The organism is Caldibacillus thermoamylovorans, assembly GCF_000751775.1.
Taxonomy (GTDB): Bacteria; Bacillota; Bacilli; order Bacillales; family Caldibacillaceae; genus Caldifermentibacillus; species Caldifermentibacillus hisashii.
Window position 1 is genome coordinate 21,737 of record NZ_CCRF01000081.1, and the last position, 20,730, is coordinate 42,466.

General features: G+C 37.1%; 16 protein-coding genes. 3 read left to right on the forward strand and 13 right to left on the reverse strand.

Features of this window, described 5'->3' with window-relative positions; genetic code table 11:
* Nucleotides 1-3 precede the first annotated feature (3 nt).
* The 12 genes from cas7c to BT1A1_RS18780 all read right to left on the reverse strand — a co-directional run bounded on the left by cas7c (nt 4) and on the right by BT1A1_RS18780 (nt 15,631).
* Nucleotides 4-927 carry a type I-C CRISPR-associated protein Cas7/Csd2 gene (cas7c, locus tag BT1A1_RS14005; protein ID WP_034772365.1) on the reverse strand — a complete coding sequence of 308 codons (924 nt, stop codon included), beginning with the start codon at nt 925-927 and terminating at the stop codon, nt 4-6.
* A 3-nt stretch (nt 928-930) separates the two neighbouring features.
* Nucleotides 931-2,607: a type I-C CRISPR-associated protein Cas8c/Csd1 gene (gene cas8c, locus BT1A1_RS14010; protein ID WP_034772367.1), complete on the reverse strand. Its 1,677-nt coding sequence runs from the start codon at nt 2,605-2,607 to the stop codon at nt 931-933.
* Nucleotides 2,608-3,255: a type I-C CRISPR-associated protein Cas5c gene (cas5c, locus tag BT1A1_RS14015; RefSeq protein ID WP_034772393.1), complete on the reverse strand. Its 648-nt coding sequence runs from the start codon at nt 3,253-3,255 to the stop codon at nt 2,608-2,610.
* A gap of 3 nt (nt 3,256-3,258) precedes the next feature.
* A complete protein-coding gene (cas3, locus tag BT1A1_RS14020; protein ID WP_231553341.1) occupies nt 3,259-5,394 on the reverse strand; it encodes a CRISPR-associated helicase Cas3' in 2,136 nt (711 codons plus the stop codon).
* A gap of 812 nt (nt 5,395-6,206) precedes the next feature.
* On the reverse strand, nt 6,207-8,120 hold the full coding sequence (locus BT1A1_RS14025) for a BglG family transcription antiterminator (protein ID WP_034772395.1): 1,914 nt from the start codon (nt 8,118-8,120) through the stop codon (nt 6,207-6,209).
* 233 nt (nt 8,121-8,353) lie between these two features.
* Entirely contained in the window at nt 8,354-9,790 is a 1,437-nt protein-coding gene (locus tag BT1A1_RS14030; protein WP_034772372.1) for a 6-phospho-beta-glucosidase, read from the reverse strand.
* A gap of 151 nt (nt 9,791-9,941) precedes the next feature.
* A complete protein-coding gene (gene celB / locus BT1A1_RS14035; protein WP_034772373.1) occupies nt 9,942-11,297 on the reverse strand; it encodes a PTS cellobiose transporter subunit IIC in 1,356 nt (451 codons plus the stop codon).
* 21 nt (nt 11,298-11,318) lie between these two features.
* On the reverse strand, nt 11,319-11,822 hold the full coding sequence (locus BT1A1_RS14040) for a hypothetical protein (RefSeq protein ID WP_034772375.1): 504 nt from the start codon (nt 11,820-11,822) through the stop codon (nt 11,319-11,321).
* Between the two features lie 347 nt (nt 11,823-12,169).
* Nucleotides 12,170-12,493 carry a PTS cellobiose transporter subunit IIB gene (locus tag BT1A1_RS14045; RefSeq protein WP_034772377.1) on the reverse strand — a complete coding sequence of 108 codons (324 nt, stop codon included), beginning with the start codon at nt 12,491-12,493 and terminating at the stop codon, nt 12,170-12,172.
* A gap of 164 nt (nt 12,494-12,657) precedes the next feature.
* Nucleotides 12,658-12,993: a PTS lactose/cellobiose transporter subunit IIA gene (locus BT1A1_RS14050; protein ID WP_034772378.1), complete on the reverse strand. Its 336-nt coding sequence runs from the start codon at nt 12,991-12,993 to the stop codon at nt 12,658-12,660.
* 806 nt (nt 12,994-13,799) lie between these two features.
* Nucleotides 13,800-15,212, reverse strand: a complete 1,413-nt coding sequence (gene pepV / locus BT1A1_RS14055; RefSeq protein WP_034772381.1) for a dipeptidase PepV — start codon at nt 15,210-15,212, stop codon at nt 13,800-13,802.
* 266 nt (nt 15,213-15,478) lie between these two features.
* Nucleotides 15,479-15,631, reverse strand: coding sequence for a hypothetical protein (locus tag BT1A1_RS18780; RefSeq protein WP_156103248.1), 153 nt, complete (start codon nt 15,629-15,631; stop codon nt 15,479-15,481).
* A 689-nt stretch (nt 15,632-16,320) separates the two neighbouring features.
* Between BT1A1_RS18780 and BT1A1_RS18785 the strand changes: the two genes are divergently transcribed.
* The 3 genes from BT1A1_RS18785 to BT1A1_RS14060 all read left to right on the forward strand — a co-directional run bounded on the left by BT1A1_RS18785 (nt 16,321) and on the right by BT1A1_RS14060 (nt 17,795).
* Entirely contained in the window at nt 16,321-16,563 is a 243-nt protein-coding gene (locus tag BT1A1_RS18785) for a hypothetical protein (protein ID WP_156103249.1), read from the forward strand.
* Nucleotides 16,529-16,687: a hypothetical protein gene (locus tag BT1A1_RS18790; RefSeq protein WP_156103250.1), complete on the forward strand. Its 159-nt coding sequence runs from the start codon at nt 16,529-16,531 to the stop codon at nt 16,685-16,687. Before BT1A1_RS18785 ends, BT1A1_RS18790 begins: the two co-directional genes overlap by 35 nt.
* 265 nt (nt 16,688-16,952) lie before the next feature.
* Nucleotides 16,953-17,795, forward strand: coding sequence for an aldo/keto reductase (locus BT1A1_RS14060; protein WP_034772382.1), 843 nt, complete (start codon nt 16,953-16,955; stop codon nt 17,793-17,795).
* Between the two features lie 587 nt (nt 17,796-18,382).
* Here BT1A1_RS14060 and BT1A1_RS17480 read toward each other — a convergent pair.
* The gene (locus BT1A1_RS17480; RefSeq protein ID WP_072012704.1) at nt 18,383-20,371 is read right to left on the reverse strand and encodes an SEC-C metal-binding domain-containing protein; all 1,989 of its coding nucleotides are present in this window, start codon (nt 20,369-20,371) and stop codon (nt 18,383-18,385) included.
* Between the last annotated feature and the right edge of the window lie 359 nt (nt 20,372-20,730).

Below are 20,730 nucleotides of genomic sequence, written 5' to 3' on the forward strand. Positions count from 1 at the left end.
AACTCAGTTGACAACTTTGGTATCTTTAAAGAAATTCACAATTTTATGCAGAGTTACTCCATCCGGCATTTTTTCATCAAAAACAATGACATAGTCTTTATATGATCTTGCAACCTTACTTCGATCACTTCTATGGATTTCAATCTTCTCAAATAACTGATTAGATGGCGCATTGCCCAAATAACTTTCATGCGAAAACACATATAATCCACGGCATGCCATCCGGCCGCGTGATGCCGAATGATCTATGTCCCACATGTTAATAAGCGACTCCCATAGTCCTTTTAAATCCTCTTCTTTTACTCCTGTCTGGACCCCAAATGAGGGCATATAAAACCCATAGGCGATATATAAACCGTATGGGACATAGGCTTTTCTACCCATTTGGCCTGAACGTGCCTCCTCATCAGCAACTTTGCCGTTTTTAATATCATCGGCATTGGTTAATGCAACACGAGTAATGCTTGATTCCGCAGGGAAAATTGGATCCACCGAGCGTGCAAATGTCAGTTGGACGGCTCCCCGTACTTGACCTGCATTAAATTTTTTGGTGGACATGACAGCGCCAAACATACGTGTATCAAAATAATGTTCGCACATCCATTGCCGCGCATCTTTCACTGTTTTAGGACTAGTGTCATCTTCTGGTTTTCCTAATTGCTCATAAGCTTTTTTCTGCTCATTTGTAAGAATCCCACGATGCTTGACATAAATATCAAAACCTTCCAGATTTCCTCTAGTGAAATAAATATAGTCCCTTATTTTCCTTTTAATTGCAACATCCGTTACAATACCTTGCATTGTTTCCGGATCAATTCTCGGCAGATTGCCTGCATCCGGATCGCCGTTTGGATTTCCATCCGTCACATCAAAAACGAGCACAAAATCATAGCGTTTGTTTGGATCAATAATTGAACTTATGTTCATGTATTACTCCCCCTCAACAACAGTTTTATTTAAATCACTTATATTGGCAGCATCAGCAGACATATTTTCTTTTTTCTTGTATATATCTTGTCTTTCATGATAGTAGCCTAGTGCAAACTCAGCCTGTCCTTGCAAATCAAGGACAGCCGGGAATTCTTTCAATTGGCCGGTTATTAATTGAATCCTTTGCTGATAACGAACTTCATATCCTTTGTTTTCTTTACTAATTTTACTTAAATGCCATTTGCTATTTCTCATTAAAAGCCCGAAAATTGTCCTTGGAGTAGATGAAGCTGCCGCATAGAACCTTGAAGCAATCGTATCGTTTCCCTTTACTGCTTCGTATTGTACCGCTTCCAATACCGCAAACAACCTGCCGCACAAATAAGGCGGCGTGATTCTGGCTTGATCCAAATCCACTGTCCATTCCTCCTTTTTTTGACTAATCAGCCAGCTTTTTATTGCTGCTGCATGTATCCATGCCATACCGCCTCTTGCCTGAATTCTTTTTACCATTTTTGCTATAATCCGCCCGGAGAGCCTTTTCCCGTAAATGGCCCAATTCATCCAATCTTGGACATCTTCCTTCTGCATCTCTTTTCTTCCATCACGGTACATGCACGCCGCCAATAAATAAATGCTGGCCGGTTTTGGCGCTCCCACAATTTGTTGTGCATCAAAAAATTGCCGGATTTGGTTTTTCACCTTCCATACAGGCGGCTCTGCATAGTCGCGGACAACCATTCTGGCCTTGTTTGCTGAAAGTGCTAAAATACATATACGATCTAAAGAACCGTGATTTTCGGCCCTTTTGAATGGGGAAGATAAAATGCTCCGGACTGCATCAGGATCCGGGTCGGATAGAAACGTAAACATGCTGGTCGTTTCCGGATCGTTTTGCCTTGTCCAATACACGTATGTTACATTGCTGATTTCCATCATATGCGGGCCACCGTGCTGCTTTTTGTTTGTATATTTTCTCAATAAGTACGAGAGCGCTTGCCCGTATTTTTGCTCACATTCAAAACAAGTAGGTGCAATCTCCGAGTTTTCCAGTCCGTATGAAAAATAGGCACTTTCATTGGCCGAAATAAGCTTTGTCCTCTCTTTCCCCAAAGAAAATTCAATGGTATGGCGTTTTACTGCCGGTGCAGAACGTCCGCAAATGAAGCAAACACTATTGTTCTCTTTCTTCGAGCTGCTATTAAACAGAAAATCTCCCCAAAACTTTTTTACTTTATTATCTTCGTGGGGGAACTCACCTGCTTCCGTCCGAAACAAGATCACGTCAGTTGACTTCATACCGTCTGGAAGCTGCCAGTTTTTCTTTTCCAATATCTGCACGATCTTTTGAACAACTTCATTGCGTGTGGCCTCACAGCATTCTTTCAATAATTTCAGATATGCTAGGTGGCATTCCGCTGCTCTTTTTGCATTGGTGGGATTTTTAGGCAGTTGAAATACATACTCCGCCTTGTCAGTAAGCAAAATAGGCGACACACCCGATGCACGGCTGCGATTCGGGATAACACGCTGTTCACCTCGCTCAGCCTGAATAAACTCAAAACGGTCATCATGTGTAATTACAACAAACCATTGATAGCTTCTCCGGGCATATCCGACCGGCGGCAAATCATTGGCATGCTGTTCGGCAAACTCCACCAGTCTGTGCATATACATCTAGCCATCCACCTCCTTATACAGATATTCGGGCACATGCAATACACCCCGGTCCAATTTGGCATCAAAGAAATAGGGAATGGCACGCGCATTTTTTTGTCCGGGATCTGCGGGATATTTTAAGTCGAATAACATTGGGCCAATATCCATTGTATCGGGTATTGCCTGATCATCGTCTTCAGGCAGAGAAAAGTGAAGCGAACATTCCCTTGTCCCGAGATAAGGGCGATGAAAGCATTGCCCTTTGTTCACTCTCCGCAAAAACATAGATGAGTACTTTATTTGATTTTCCATCGTCGGGTTTACTAGCCGCATTTCTGCCGTTATAATATAGGCAACGTCACGCAACATGATTGAATGGCGTAACTGCCGGTCATCATCTGTGAAATAGTCCCGCTTGCTTGTGGCAATATTACTGGGTACAATTGAAGCAACTTCATTCCGCAAAATGGAATAATACTGAATGGGCTTTAACACGTGAATGCTTTTTATTCGCCACTTGAATTCTGGTTTCCAGAAAATTCCTTCTAAAATACCCCTTGCTGCAGACGGAGTCATTACTGGATAAGATACCCTTTCCACTTTCGCTTCCACCCTAGTAAACAGCGCATACTCGCCCCAGACTTTCAGCCGAAAAATTTGCCCCATCAATCAATCTCCTCCCTCGTCCATATCCTTAATCCCGGTTTTCATGTCATAATCCCCGTGCCAAATATACCAACCTTGCGATATCTTTTCCAACTGATTTTGATTCTCTCTAAAAAAACTGCTGTCCACATATTCATCTACAGCAAATAACTGTGCTTCACGATACCATTCCTTTGTTAAATATGGAGCTTCTTTGTACATCCGAATTAATCTTTCAATCTGTCCATCTTCATCTTGGTAATTTTTGCAAAGGATGGATACCGTATTCTGATCAATCATTTGAAACAAGCGGCTCGCTTTCTCAAATGAAAAAGGTTTAAGGCTTGTTATTCCATATGAATCCAGCAAGTCGTCTCCACCGAGGGTATATAAACTTCGATAATATTTTTCGAAAATCCAAGGCTCATGCAATACAACGGTGCCGTGATGATTCAATAAAATCCTCGTTTGCTCCGTTCCTTTGCGGTACATTCCGCCAGGCATCCCCCCTCCAATCAATTCGAAAATAAACACTTTCCCTTTGTCCAGTTTGCCTTCTCTGTTGCTCCTTCCTGCAGCCTGAACAATTGAGTCAATCGGGGCCATTGCGCGAAACACTGTCGGAAAATCCAAATCAACTCCTGCTTCTACTACTGTTGTTGTAATTACAAGAATTGGCTTTTCTTTTTGTAAATCCTCTTTGATTTGTTTGATCACCTTTTTCCGGTGGTCAGGACACATCCGATTCGATAAATGATATAATTTCTGTCCGTTCGCCTTTTGGCGGATTGCTTCACGGTATACATAGAAAGCATCTTTCCTCGTATTTAGGATACAAAGTGCTGCAGGGTGTTCCTTCATTCTGGCGACAAGCTCTGAAACAGTAAGCGGCTTTTCAATCTGGCTATATTCAACTCGTTTCATGCTTGCAAACAGTTGATTGCGGTTTTCATAGATCTCTACTGGCGTACCCATATTTCCAACCAATTCAGTATTTTTGAAAGACAACGGTGTTGCGCTGCATAAAACGACAGTGACATTAAAATGTTCCATTAATATGTGCAGAGCTTGAAAAATAGGTGCAAGAACATGGATGGGCAGTTTTTGAAACTCATCCAAAATGATGACGCTGTTTGCTAAACGGTGAAGCTTTCTCACTTTGCTTGTGCGGTTTGAAAATAAACTCTCAAACAATTCCACTGTCGTTGTTACAATAATCGGAAATGAATCCCAGTTCTCTGCTGCCAACCTTGCTCGCTCCATTGACTCACCTTTATCATCCGTATAACTTAGCTGTGAATGCTGTTCCAAAACGGATGCTTTCCCGAAAACCTTTTGATACTGTCTGGCTGTTTGATCAATGATGTTCACGAGCGGCAATGCCACAATCACCCGTTTTTTGTTATATCTTTTTGCGTGCTCAAGTGCAAAAGCTATTGAAGCCAGCGTTTTCCCCAGCCCGGTCGGCACCACCAGCGCCCGGAAAAACAAAGGTTGTTTCGCCGCTTCTCTGCAAGCCATATATACTTCATTTCTGTATCTATTTATCTCTTTATCCTGGGCTTCCCTGCGCAACTCAAGCATATAGTTCTGTAATTGTTCATCCAGTTGTTGTATACTGAATGCTTTTCCCTGCCGTTTTATACTCTTTCCATAATCAAAATAACGTTCTGTATCCAGAAAATCAGAATCGACAAGGGCCGAAAAACACATTCTCATCAGCATTTCTTTATAGGCAAATGAAGATTTGCTATCAGATTTCCCTCCGAGCGGCAATCCCGGAAACCGTTTCAATATGTCTTTAATCATTTGCATTTCCGTTTGCGACAACTCCGGAATCGCTTTCAAATATGGCGGAGCGTCAGGGATCTTTTCATCAAACACTGTATTCAGATCCGGCATTCCTGTATGATGCCCCGCTACGATTGCAGCCGCCATAATAATACGTTCATCCTGCACCTCTTGTAGAATGTCACGAAGCGCAATCACACCACCAATAGCATGTTGGACTGACCCGCGAATTTTTTTGTCTGCTTTTAAGTATTGTACAAACGCACATGACTTTTTCCCCAAGTCATGTGCAATAGCAGCAATGGACGTAATTCCATATCGATCAAACGTATGGCTAAAACGCCTTGCTTGAAAATACGTCCCTTTCATATGTTCATCCAAATAATGAGGCTCTTGTTTCTCAGATGCAGAAAAATGGGCAATGTATCTAATTTTTACCACCTTCTGTGAATTGGATATTTAACTATAGATTAATTATAGTAAAAATTTTCTTGTTCTGCAACATAAAAATTTGAACATTTAATATTTTGTAAAGCCCGCATAATAAGTGACAAGTTCACTAAAAAAGTATATTTATTCCTTCACATTTGTTTCAGTTTTTTAATTAAGCTTAAACACGGCTTTTTTAAAAAGAATTATCTCACATCAATGGTAACCATTCGTTCTACTAATAACAGTGAAACGAATAAAAGCCAAACTATCAGGTAATACCCTAGTAGTTTGGCCTACGCCATAAAAATCAAGAATAGCGTAAATTTCCAAGTCACAATTTCAATCCACGCACTTTCATTGAGTATAGCAAGATTTAAACAACACATCAAACCATCAAACGTGTTACTGTTTAAACCTTAATTCACTCAAATAAAATGCGAATACACTATATGAGGAGTTTATCAAAGATAATTAAAAAATTCAAAACATCTGTGTTCAATTTATAAGGCTCAAGCCTCTCAAGAATACTCGTTATCAAACTGTTATCCAGAAGCTAACCAAGTTGTTGCATTACGTCCGGACTTATTTATACCGCTTCATCTAATCCCTCCAAGTCGTTTACACGTCGGACAGACGTATAGGCTCTGACCCTCAGTACGTTAAGACTTTAATGTAGTGTGGGTCAGAGCCTGATGTAATGATAAGAGTGACACTTCATTTTAGGAGTTCGTACATTGGTAACAGGTCGATTACTTTAATAACTCGATTAACTCATCAACTGATTTACTTTTGATGATTTTTTGCACAACAGATCGATTTTCAATAATGGAAATTAGCTTCTTATACATACCATCTAAATCCGTTTGCGTGTCTTCTTTAATATTTAGCAAACAAACAAATTGAACCATTTGCTGTTCATGCCAATGAATAGGGTTTTTTAACGTACATACTGTCCAAAAAGTCTCTTTCGTTACCGGTACCATTGGATGAGGAATTGCTACTAGATTTCCAAAACTGGTTGGTGTAATCGACTCCCTTTCTAAAACAAGATTCACGTAATCCTTTGGTACAAGCTTTTGTTTATATAATTCACTACATAAAAATCGAATAACACTTTCCTTATCTTGTAAATCCTGTTGGAGGAAAATTCTTGATGGGTGTAAATATTTTGCTATCTCATTTTGCGTCGTAGATAAAATACGCTTAATTAAGTTAATGTCCTTATCTTCCAAAAAAGTATTAACAACTTGGACCGGTATTCCTAAATCTTCTTTTATGGGGATTGTGCTAATGACGAGATCGATGATAGATAAGTCATAGGATGATAAATTGTAATAATTAATCGTATCAATAATTTCAAGTTCTTGACTAAACAAATTTTGTAATCTGTAAGAAAGTAATTTTGCACTACCAACACCAGACGCACAAACGATTAATACTTTTTTTATTTTTTTCTTGTTTAATTTCATTCGTTCAAGGGCAACACCAATATGTAAAGCAATGTAGGCGATTTCGTCCTCAACCACTTCCATTTGCAAATAATTTTCTATACATTTACTGGCAATAATCGCCCCTTCAAAAGCAGCCGGGTATTTTTTCTTTATATCATTTAATAATGGATTTCGAATGTTCATTTTATATCGTAACCGATTCATTGCAGGGCGAATGTGCAAAGTTAATGCTTGAATAAACTCACGGTCTTGACTAAAGTCCCAATTTAATTCAGACTTTAATCTTTCTATCATACAGTTTATAATTGTCCCGGCTTCATCAAACTTACTAAACTCGACAAGCTCTTTTTTGTGTAAAAGTTTGGTTCCAAGTAAATGAACAATAATATAGTCAATTTCTGTATCAGGAAAGGTTAATCCGGTGAAATCTTCAACCTCTTTCGTTATTTCGTTGGCTACAATTTTTTCAAATGGATAATCATCGACTAGAAGATCAGACAGCTCTTCAATAACAAAGCCTTCCTGAATTCTTCCACAAGCAATGGCAATGTGTGTTGCTAGATTTTCTAGAGATATATCAGAAATTTCAATTTTATATTTATTGACCTTTTGAATAATTATTTTTTTAATCTTTTTAAATAATTTTGGATCAATGAGTTGTAAAGAATCCTCCTTAAGAAATGCCTCTTGATTCCGCTCTAATAACAAATTTGATAAACATAAACGTTTCATATACTCGTCACCTACGACTCTTGAACCATAATGCGGACGGTTTATTAACTTTAAGTTATATTTATCGAGAATTTCCTTCACCATTTTTAAGTCATTTTGCAATGTGGACAGTGAGACGAACATCTCCTCTGTAAAGCTTTCAAGTTTAATGAAACCTGTTTCTAACAATAGACGTCTTAAAATATAAAGAACTCTCGTGTCTTTATCAGCAAAGTCGCCCGCCAAATTATTCTCTTCGGTAGAAATCTCATTAAGAATATTGGAAAATAGTTCAGCATCTATTATTTTTATGGTGTACCCTAACCCTCTTGTCGATTTAATTTGAAACCCAACTGACTCCGGATTTTGTTGCATTAACTTAATTTCATTTCGGATTGTTCGATCACTGACGCCTAATTCTTTTGCTATCCAACTTGAAGTAACGGGTTCTTTTGACTTAGATAAAAGGATCAATATATCTTTCTGACGTTTTGATCGTATAGTAGTCACTGTCAACAACTCCCCTTTTCGTTATTTCAAAAGTAAGCAGCCATTATTCACCCCTACAGTTATGCATCTGCGAAGAAACAAATTTTTTACAGTCATACTTACTTATAGACTATGAATGTCAATGATATGAAAAAATGGAGTTTTATTCCAACCCCATTTTTTCCGCAATCATATGCATTTCATTTTTCTACGTGAGGAAAAATCGTGTTTTTGTCCAACGAAAATTAAAGTTCTTCTCCATTTGTTTCAATGACATGCTTATACCATTCAAACGATTTTTTCTTTCTTCTTTCTAATGTCCCATTCCCTGCATTATCTTTGTCTACATAAATAAAGCCATAACGTTTTTCCATTTCCCCGGTTCCGGCACTCACCAAGTCAATACAGCCCCATGGTGTGTAGCCCATTAAATCAACGCCATCCAGTTCCACCGCTTTTTTCATTTCAGTAATATGATCACGGAAATATTGAATACGGTAATCATCATTTATCGTACCATCTTCTTCAACGACGTCCCTAGCACCGAGGCCATTTTCAACAATAAATAAAGGAATATTATACCGTTCATATAAAACATTTAACGAATAACGAAGACCGACCGGATCAATTTGCCAACCCCAATCACTGGCTTGTACGTATGGATTGCGAATGGTATGACCAAATTCTCCATCAGGTTGGCTGCCTTCTACTTCACGCGCGCTGACCACTTTAGACATATAGTAGCTAAATCCAATATAATCTACGGTCCCTTCTTTAAGAATTTGTTCGTCTTCCTTTGTATATTCAATTTCAAATCCATTTCTTTCCCAGTATTTTTTTGTATAGTGAGGAATTGTACCTCGAACATGTACATCACCAAAGAACCAACGATTATGCATCGCTTCTGTGGCAAACATCACATCATCCGGGTGACAAGAATATGGATATACAGGTACAAAAGCAAGCATACACCCAATCTTAAAATCAGGATTAATTTCGTGACCTAATTTAACAACTTTTGCACTGGCAATTAATTCATAAAGAGCTGCCTGATACATGGTTTGTTCTCGATTTTCACCTTCCTCATATTTTATACCTGAATTTGTAAAACTGGCGAAATCCATGCTTGTATCTGCTTGATTATTGATTTCATTAAAGGTCATCCAATATTTCACTTTATCTTTATAACGTTTCATCACTGTCTCAGAAAATTTAACGAAGAAATCAATACACTTCCGATTTCTAAAACCACCGTACTTTTTCACAAGATGATAAGGTAATTCAAAATGAGAAAGGGTGATAACAGGTTCGATATGATATTTTAATAATTCATCAAATAAATCATCGTAAAATTGCAGGCCTTCTTCATTTGGCTCCTGATCGTCCCCGTTCGGAAAAATTCTTGTCCAGGCAATCGAAGTTCGGAAACATTTAAACCCCATTTCAGCGAACAGTTTAATATCTTCTTTATAACGGGAATAGAAGTCGATTGCTTCATGGTTGGGATAATAGTAACCTTCTAATACACCATCCGTAATTTGCCGTGGAACACCGTGTCTTCCTGCTGTCATCACATCCGCAACACTTACACCTTTTCCGCCTTTATTCCAACCACCTTCCAGCTGGTGAGCTGCTACTGCCCCACCCCATAAAAAGTTTTCTGGTAAAACACTTTTTAACATTGTAAGTAAACCTCCATTTTAAAATTCTTGTCAATCATATTGGTTCATTATTAACAAGTGAAATAAGAAGACGATTTTTCTATGAAGAACCGTCTTCTTATACTTACCTTAGCGCAAAGTCATTATCATGGAACATTATCCGAGCCTAGTATCAAAGTACGGATTCTCCACCTTTTTCTTGCTCAACTAACTTCTTATCATATATTCGAATGAACGGAAGATATATGAGAAATGCTACTACACCACAAATTAATGATACAACTACTGCCATGATGTCTCCACCTGTTCCAATGAAAGCTCCGATCCCTATTGGAGTTGGCCATGGTACTTGTGCAATAAGCGGTGCAACAATGTGCAATTTGATTGCAAAATAACCAATTGTTGCTGTGGCCATAGGTGCCAAGAAGAACGGAATAGCCAAGTATGGATTATAAACAATCGGTAATCCAAACAATATTGGTTCATTAATATTAAAGATACCGGGAGCAAGGGATGCTTTTCCTAATATTCTTAATTGCTGTGACCTAGCTAAAAATGCAATGAAGATACATAATCCTAAAGTCGAACCAGAGCCACCCATAATGACAAATGAATTTTGGAACTCACCTGCGAATGGAATATTTGCTCCATTAATGTTTGCTTCCAAATTTGCCAAAGTAATTGGCGTTAGGAATGCTCCGATAATATTTGCTCCGTGGATACCTACGATCCAGAGAGCATGGATTAAGAAGTAAATAACCATTAATCCTAGCCAACTGCTTGCAATATGCGTAACAAAACTAAATGGTATAGCAACTACTTTAAATATATCCGTACCTAAAGCTACAAAAATACCATTGATGATTAAGATCACAAAAGCAACTAAAAATGCTGGGATTAATGCTGTGAACGATCTGGATACGCCTTCCGGAACGGCTTCCGGCATTTTAATAATCCAATTTCGTTTTACACACATCCGATATAATTGGACAGCAATAACAGAAACAATAATGGCCGTAAATATACCTGAAGAACCTAAACGGCTTACACCACTATCCCCCATTTCCCAACCGAAAATAATATTAGTAGCATCATCAATTTTGTGTACAAGTGAAAATTTTCCATCGCCTGAAACTAATTGAGGGATCGTCATAAAGAAAGCAAACATTGATAGTAAAGCACCATTTAAAGGGTTTACATTTATTCCTTCTTCTTCAGCATATATTTTTGTATACTCATAACCAATAACAAGGTTGAAATATAATGCTAAAATTCCCATTGTTGCTTTATTCGCCAACATATACAAGTCACTAATTCTAAAGAAAGTGTTATCGAAAAAGCCTTGTAAAAATGTTAAAGTCTGCGGTAATACATTCAACACTAAGAACATTGACCCTACGATTGTAAATGGAATCGATGCCATCCCAGCAGCCATTACTGCCCGGACAAAACGAAAAGATGCAACTTTCCCCATTGGACCCATTAGATACTTTTCAAGAAAAGTAAATGCCCTATTTTGTTCCGACATAAAAACTCCTCTTTTCCGTTATTAATTAATAGCTTTTTCATATTCCTTGATACGTTGATAATGCTTATCTTCGTCATGCTTAATTTTGTTTAATCGATAAATTATGAAGGCGCTTAATAATATCCCGGTAATCAAAATAACTAAAATCAATATTTTTGACTTATTTTGATTTACTAAAAAAGGATATAATTGAGCAAAGGACGCAGAAAAACAAGTTAATAATAGTAAAATAACATTTGTAAAGAGCAAAGTTATAAAACAAAATTTTGTGTATATCGCATTATTTGTTGGGCTGCTATAGATCTTTACTTGTTCCGCAACACTCAATATTAAAATGATGATTAGCGCCAATGGTATAAAATATAGTGATGAATCACTAATTACCAATGAAATTAGCCAATATATATTTGTAAAAAAGAATATTGCGGTAACATATCTGACAAGTAAATACCGATTATAGTACATAGCTTTAAGACTTTGTTCTTTTTTGTTTTTTTCTAACAACACTCTTTCTTCGTAATTCATACAAATCCCTCATTTATTCATCTGGCTCTTCGTTACTTGTAGAACTTTTGCAACTGGCTAATTAAAAATTGAAAAAGGGAAATACGATGAAAATCATGAGTAACCAATGCTTGTTCTCACCACTAACCTAATAACCACTTTCAATGTATAAAAGGTTAATAGAAATGACTTCCTTTAAAAAACTCTCTAAATCCATAAGCTTGTTGAATGACCACCCCCTTGCCTCAATATAATAAATTTTAATATTGTCGGGTTAATTCACTGTAATAGTGAAGAACCATTTTTTAATGACTACTCACTTAAGTTTCGGCCAAATTTTTTCTTACAGAAACATGAACCTTAGCAGATTACTCTTTTGGAAGTTCTTGTAAGATTAAGTTTCCTAATTTTTCAACACCCATTGGAATTGGGATATATGCTTGCGGTGGGATGTTCACAACTGGCTTTCCTACCCGTTCACCGGCTTCCTTAAACTTTTGAAAATACATCTTTGTTTGAGGGCTAATTAAAAATAAATCAAATTCATTCTTCTCAATCATCTTATTACCTTCATTAGCTGAAACGGCATCCACTTCAATTTCAAGACCTTTTGTTTTTAAAAATTCCGTTGTCTTCTTTGCCATTAAAGAAGATGACATACCAGCTGCACAAATAATTAATGCTTTTTTCATAATAAATTCCTCCATTTTATTAAAGTTATTTAAACTTGCCTATAAATGTATTTTTAGAAAAATGGATTTTTGGGGTGTTAAGCATACCATGTTCTCCATAATTCCATTCATAGGACTTGATCATACATTTTTAAACAGAATAAAAATTGAAGCTTGATAATTTTTTAACTCTTTCGTAGTTCTCGTAGTTCCAGTTCATTCGTTTTTTTATAAAGTTCTATTATTTCTTTTGCAAGGTCGATAACTGTCATTGCATTCATTAAATGATCCTGTGCGTGAATGAGGATTAAACGAATCTCTACTTTTTCCCCACGAGCTTCCCCCTGAATAAGATCTGTTTGAAAACGGTGAGCGATTATCATCGCTTCATTGGCCTCTTCAATTTTTTGCTCAGCTATGTCAAACTCACCTGCTTTAGCATAGTTTATTGCCTCCGCAGCTAAACTTCGAGCGTTTCCTCCATTTAGTATAATTTGAAAACTAATTTCTTCTATGTTCATCAAAATCACCCTTAAGTTAAAATATTATGAAACACTAACTTCTACTGGTGGAGCTTAGTTTTCTATTTGAATTTTGTAGGGTATGCCTACCATTTTTTGCTCCACGGAAATATATTATATACCGCACTAGTTTCAAAACTTTGTTAAAATTTCCTGTTCCTAATAAAGCTCAAGTTTGAAGTCTTCTGTGTTTCGGGAACCTGTATGCACTTCAGCTTATATTTTTTTGGTTCGTCCCTACTGTATTGAACTTTATTAACTGTTTGGTGCTTCTCTTTATCAACTACCTGTCTTTATCTTAATATGAAAACGATTTCATGTTAATCCAAACTCTTTCCTAAGCGCAACGGAAAACATTACTACTAAAAATAAAACAACGGAAACTACCAAGTTGGTAATATAAGAGATAATATAAAAAAACTAATTGAGATTATTGTTAGATGTACATGGACAATTTGATTATTTTAAAAACGGTGCTTTTTATGGCTGAAATGAAGATGTTTAAAGTTTGAAGACCTAATATATTAGGCGCCTTCCAGAGATACGTCGGTTTATTTCTTCCGATCCCCATGAAGGCGCCTTAAAGCATTTTGCAGGTTACTTTTATTTTCTACAAGGAACGTAATTGTTCACATATGCACATTCTAAGACCTAACAATTTCCCATCCTGTATTCAAAAACTTGAGGATATACTGAGGATCCAAGTTTGAACAATGATGCAACTTTATGAGGTCCACTTTAGTTTTTTCACACTCATTCGCATATCTTGCCTTGATTGCCAACCGTTTAATTTCAATACTCAACCCTTAAGCTTTTGCCAATTCATAGATGGCTTGAGCGTAAATGGCAGTTGCTTTAAGCAAATCGTCCACATAGGCGTATTCGTCTTTTTGGTGCATTACATCTTCACGTCCCGGGAACATGGCACCGAAAGCTACACCATGTTTTAATGCTCTGGCATATGTACCACCGCCAATAGCGAGGAGTTCTGCTTTTTCACCGGTTTGTTCTTTATAAACTTTTTGCAACGTTAGGATTAACGGGTCGTCTGCTTTGACATAAGTCGGCTTAGAATCAGTGAATTCCGCCAATTGAAACCCTATTTCTTTTACCAATGCTTCAATTTTTGCTTTTCCTTTTTCAATATCAAAGGTGACCGGATAGCGCATAGTGCACCCAATCTTTCCACCGGTTTCTTTTTGGTAACTCATGATCCCCACATTGATAGTCAAGTCACCCGAAACGTCATCCGTATATTGAATATCGAATACTTCTCCACGGCTTTGGTCAAAAAATTGGGAAACAGTTGCGACAAATTTTGCTCCGGATTCATCCAATTGAAATTCATTCAAAAATTTTGCCATAAAAATTCCCGCATTTTTGCCGTTTCGTGGTTCGGCACCATGGGCACTGACACCAATCAAGGTCAGGATCCGTTCCTTACCGTTTGTAGAAATATTCCCTTCTAAGTTCGCTTCATTAAGAAATGCTTGGTAACTATGTTCGAGGTCAACCGTTTCATCTTGGACATGTACATGCACTTCCGCAAAATCAGGGACCATATTGTATCTGCGTCCGGATTGAAAAGATAATAATTCAATTTGTCCGGTGGCTTGTCCTTCCTGTGCCGGTTGAACGATATCAAAATTGGAAATTCCCTTTTCTGCATAAATAATTGGAAAATCCGCATCCGGGACAAATCCGATTGTCGGCATTTCTTCATGTTTAAAGTAGTGATCAACACAACGCCAGCCGCTTTCTTCATCAGTTCCAATAATCAACCGCACTCTTTTATTTAGTGGCAGACCTAATTCTTTTACAATTTTCATCCCATAATACGCAGCCATTGTCGGTCCTTTATCATCACTGGAACCGCGAGCATAAATTTTCCCGTCTTTAATCACCGCACCATACGGGTCAACACTCCAACCATCTCCCTCCGGTACCACATCGATATGACCTAAGATACCAAGAAGTTCTTCTCCTTGACCCATTTCCAGATGGCCGGCCAAATTACCGACATTCTTACTTTTGAATCCATCTTTCTCTCCCAAATCAAGAATATATTCCAGAGCTTTCTTAATTCCCGGTCCGAGGGGAGCATCTGCTGTTGCATGCTCTTCATCGAGTACACTTTTGATTTGTAAAAAACCTTGTAAATCTTTAATCAAGTCATCCTTTCTTTTTAGGACTTCATCCAGCCATTGAATCTCACTCATGATGTCATTCCACTCCTTTTTAATCCCGATTAATACTATACTATTTTACTCCTTTATTAGAGAATTTAAAATGAAGGGATTAAATATTTGAAGCAAATTAATAGGATGCCGATTTTATATTGCCCTTTTTTTTTCTTATGATAATGAGGCTAATACCATAAAAGCAGCAACCATCAAATGATTGAGTAGTCTTGTCGGCAAAATATGGTGTTTGTCGCCTTAAAATGGTGACAAGATCGGGTTCCGTCGTCAAAATTGAGCTTTTTTCACTTCAAAGTGGCGACGAGAATAGGGCTCGTCGTCAAAAAATTGAGTTTTTCGCCCAAAAAAGGTGACGAGATTGAGGCTCGTCGCCAAAAAATTGAGTTTTTCACCCAAAAAAGGTGACGAGATTCGGTCTCGTCGCCAAAATAGGGCATTTTTCACTCCAAAATGGTGACGAGATTCGGTCTCGTCGTCAAAATTGAGCTTTTTTCACTTCAAAGTGGCGACGAGAATTAGTCTCGTCGCCAAAAAATTGAGTTTTTCGCTCAAAAAAGGTGACGAGATTGAGGCTCGTCGCCAAAAACAAGCATTTTTCACTTAAAAACGGTGACGAGATTGAGGCTCGTCGTCAAAAAATGGAGTTTCTCACCCCAAAATGGTGACGAGAACGGGTCTCGCCGCCAAAATTGAGCTTTTTCCACTTCAAAGTGGCGACGAGGTTGGCTTTCGTCGCCAAAAACAAGCATTTTTCACTTAAAAAAGGTGACGAGATTGAGGCTCGTCGTCAAAATAGAGCATTTCCCACCTCAAAATGGTGACGAGAACGGGTCTCGTCGTCAAAATTGAGCTTTTTTCACTTCAAAGTGGCGACGAGATTGAGGCTCGTCGCCAAAAAATTGAGTTTTTCGCTCAAAAAAGGTGACGAGATTGAGGCTCGTCGCCAAAAACAAGCATTTTTCACTTAAAAACGGTGACGAGATTGAGGCTCGTCGTCAAAAAATGGAGTTTCTCACCCCAAAATGGTGACGAGAACGGGTCTCGCCGCCAAAATTGAGCTTTTTCCAACCCAAAATGGTGACGAAAACGGGTCTCGTCGCCAAAACAGAGCATTTTTCACTTCAAAGTGGCGACGAGAATAGGGCTCGTCGTCAAAATTGGGCTTTTTTCACTTAAAAACGGTGACGAGATTGAGGCTCGTCGTCAAAAAAGAAAGTTTTTCACCCAAATACGACGACGAGAATTGATCTCGTCGCCAAAAACAAGCATTTTTCATTTAAAAACGGTGACGAGATTGAGGCTCGTCGTCAAAATAGAGCATTTCCCACCTCAAAATGGTGACGAGAACGGGTCTCGCCGCCAAAATTGAGCTTTTTCCAACCCAAAATGGTGACGAAAACGGGTCTCGTCGCCAAAACAGAGCATTTTTCACCCCAAAATGGCGACGAAAACGAGTTCACCAATTTATTGGTTTTCCATGGTACAATACCTAAGTGTCCTTTTTCGCTCTTTGGGTGTTTCTTACTATGTCATCATTACATTTCAAATTTTTTTCAGATTCGTATAAAATAATTATATAAACCAAATTCCGTACAGCGTCTCATAATTTGTTCTGAAAGCTAAAATCATAGTAAATTGATGAACAGACTTCACAATGTTTCAGTTTTACGTTAAGGCGAATACGCAAAAGATTGTTGACAATACTTTAAACAGCTACATTTATATCACGTGCGGAATATGGGATAGAAAGGAGAGCGTATGATGAATCAAGTACCGGAGATTACTTTAAATGACGGACTTACTTTACCGGTTATTGGTCTGGGTACATACAAATTAAAAGGTAGTATGGGTGTCAATGCCATCACGAGCGCAATCAACATCGGTTATCGCTTAATTGACAGTGCCTATAACTATGAAAACGAAGGGACGGTTGGTGAGGCTGTTCGACGTAGTTCTGTTCCAAGGCAGGATCTTCTCATTACATCCAAATTGCCTGGTCGCTATCAATCCTATGAACTAGCTATTACAGCCATCCAAGAATCTTTATATCGTGCTCATCTCGATTATTATGATTTATATTTAATTCATTGGCCAAATCCAAAACAAGACAAATATGTTGAGGCGTGGCAGGCATTAATTGATGCAAAAAAATGGGGATTCATTCGGTCCATCGGTGTTTGTAATTTTTTACCGGAACATCTTGAACGTTTAGAGAAAGAAACCGGTGTCAAACCAAGTATTAATCAAATTGAATTACATCCATTTTTTAATCAGGAACAACAAAGAAAATATCATCAAGAACATCATATTATAACCGAATCATGGAGCCCTCTAGGGAGAGCCAATGCTGTTCTCGAAAATGAAACCATAAAACAAATTGCAAACCGCCACCAAAAGACCGTATCTCAAATTATTTTACGTTGGCATTATCAATTAGGGGCAATTTCCATACCAAAATCTGCTTCACCAGAGCGGCAATTGGAAAATTTCTCTATTTTTGATTTTTCCCTAGATGAATCAGAAATGCAAATGATTAATGGACTAACAAGGCCTGATGGCAGGTTACAAAACCAAGACCCGGCCATTTATGAAGAATTTTAATCATCTCGATAAATAATTGTTAACTATATCCATAAAACTTTAAAAACTTAGTTATGCCGATATCCAAAAGATGCATGGAAAAAGCAAGTCCATGCACTTTTAATATTTAGAGTGCGATTTATTAATGTTTTATTCATTGCCGTTCTCTAATCCCTGTAAACAAAAACAACTAATTTTTCCCATAATATATAAATTTCATTCGATGATTAGCACCAAAATGTTATTTTGAAAGATTTAAGACTAATAACACATTACCTAATTTTACCATGAAAAAATCTGAAATTTTCGGGTTTTAACTTAGCAGCGAGACCAGTCTCGTCAACAAAAATATAGAGTTTCTCACTTCAAAGTGTTGACAAGATTGGATCTCGCAGATAAAATATGCAATTTTCAGAGGCTACGAAAAAACCGCTCGAAATAAGTCTAAGAACACAATATAAGTACGATTAACCACAATGATACGTCTATATATGGATGTAATTGAATATTTTGCTCTTTTTCATTGGATTATAATCTTCACTCAGAACTGGACGATTTTCGGCTTGGTCGACAAAAATAAGAATTTCCCTCGCAAGAAACAAGATTGCTTACTTACCTTTCTTTAGAAAATCCAATAATTTAGGATTACCTGCCCATAAGGTCCAATGATTATCAGCGTAAATAATGGCTTCTGATTCACTACCTAATTGATAGTGGCTAGGCAGATACATCGGTATATCCTTTTTCCCCAATAAATAATCGAGCACATATGGATTTTGCTGTTTTGCTTTTTTCAGAAGTTGTTTTGCCTTATTCGTCACACCATTTTGTAAAAGTTCAATCAACACTAAATTATAGGCTCCGTTTGCTGTTGTTGTTTCGTTATATTTCTTTAAGAGAGCCTCTGCTTTTTTAAATAATCCCGATTCCACATAGACAATAAATAACTCGTAGCGAGCACCTTGATTATCATTTGGATTTAATTCTAAGAGGTCTTCATACTGGCGAATCGCCTCTTCAAACCGTTCATTTTCATGTAAGAAATCAGCATAATTGAATTTCGCTCTCATATAAGGTCTAGTACTAACAATTCCCCAGAAGTATCCCTTATTTTCTTTAATAAAATCTTTTCCTAGTTCTTTTTCTCCAACCTCTATAGCCTTTAGTAGTAGTTGCTCTTCCTTAAGCGGATTTAGTTCCAATTCAGCTAAAATATTATAAGCATCCGGAATGTTCGGATATAATTTTAAAGCTTTTTTTGCCAATTCTATTCGCTTTTTACCGGTTGAATCGTAAGCATCATATATTAAATCCTGTGCTTTTTCCTTATTGGATAAAGGTTTCTTGACACTTTGTTGATTTACTTGTTGATTTAAAAATGTTTGGATATCATCCATTGTTTCAAAATCTCGATTGCTCGTTTCATTTTCCAATCTCAGAAGTTCTCGCTCCATGCTAAATCTCGAATTGATGAAGGAATCCTCTTCCTCGGCAAAGTTCTCCACCAAAAATTCATCATCGCCCTCATGTTGAAAATCGTCATACATTTCATCAGCACTATTAGCAAGTTTTTCCTCCAGTTCATCCAATTCTTCTTTGAGTACCTTTTCCATATCTCGGTACTTGGCAGATAAACTACTGCTGGAAATTTCAAACTCCTCAGCTAATTCATTTTGCGTAACCCATTCTCCATAAGGAATGAATTGATCGATTAAATATCTTAATGTCGCAACATAGACACTTGGTTTCATAACTTTCGGATTTTTCTTCAAACAATATTGGTGCCAGAGGTAGACACCCAACTTTATAATGACTTCATCATATATATCTTCCATATAATCCTGAAATTCTTGGGCAACTTCTAAATGTTTTGGGGATAACCATTCTAAATCTTCTGCAGCTGGATTTGGACCAAATATAAAGAAATGAAGGATTTCAGGATAAAAAGTAGATAAAAATTCGTTTGGATTCCCTTCGTCACTTTTTTCAAATAGTTGATATACCCCTTTCTTGACTTTTTCTGTTAAACCAGCCGGTAAATCAATAAATGAAGTAAAGAAAATAAATATTTCACCTGCAGGCAAGAGAATACCAACCACAATTCCACCCGTTTCTACCGGATGGTCCTCCAGTACCTTCACTTTTTTTATTTCATTAGTAAAAATATCTTTTAGCGTTAACAGCTGATTTTCATCTTGCTCTTCAATGATGGCAACGGAAGGTTTTGCTTGACTCCATGTTGGTAAAATATTCCTTATCCTTAGACGATTCCATTTCGAACCTTTTTTATCAATAAAATGTTCAAGTATTGTTTTTCCATATATTTCAAAATCGGTAATCGCCCATACTAATGTAAAAAAGTAAAACATCTCAAGAGCTTCCTCGGGAATATCCAAGTCTTCTATCCAATCTGCAATGAATTCATTCACTTCTTCTTCATAATTTTCAAGTGCAAACTTAAGAAGATCCACCTGTACATTCATTAATTCCTTCTCTATTAAAGATTCCATCGTAATAACATTACTCTTTCCACAGCAGTTCTTATATTTCTTTCCACTGCCACACGGACATAAGTCGTTCCTACCTATTTTTTTCATTGCACTTCATCCTTTAATTGTTACTGAGTTTACTTTAAATTTAGTATACAATTATATACATTTGATTTAAAGGTATGTAATCCATTTTAATTAAACAAATACGCCTCTTTTTAATCAATAAACCGTTAGCAACCAACGAAACAAATATGATAGTTTACATTTTGTCTAGTTTTGTTATTCTTTGTAGATAACTTTATTTTTTATCCTTTTTTTAAAAGTAACTTCATTCTAACATATGGTAATAGTTTTTTTAAATAGAAACAAATAAGCTATTTAACAATTATGTAAACTAATTTTAAAAGTAAAACTATAGTTCTCGACATACTAGAACAAAAAAACCTTTTCTAAAAGTAAACCAA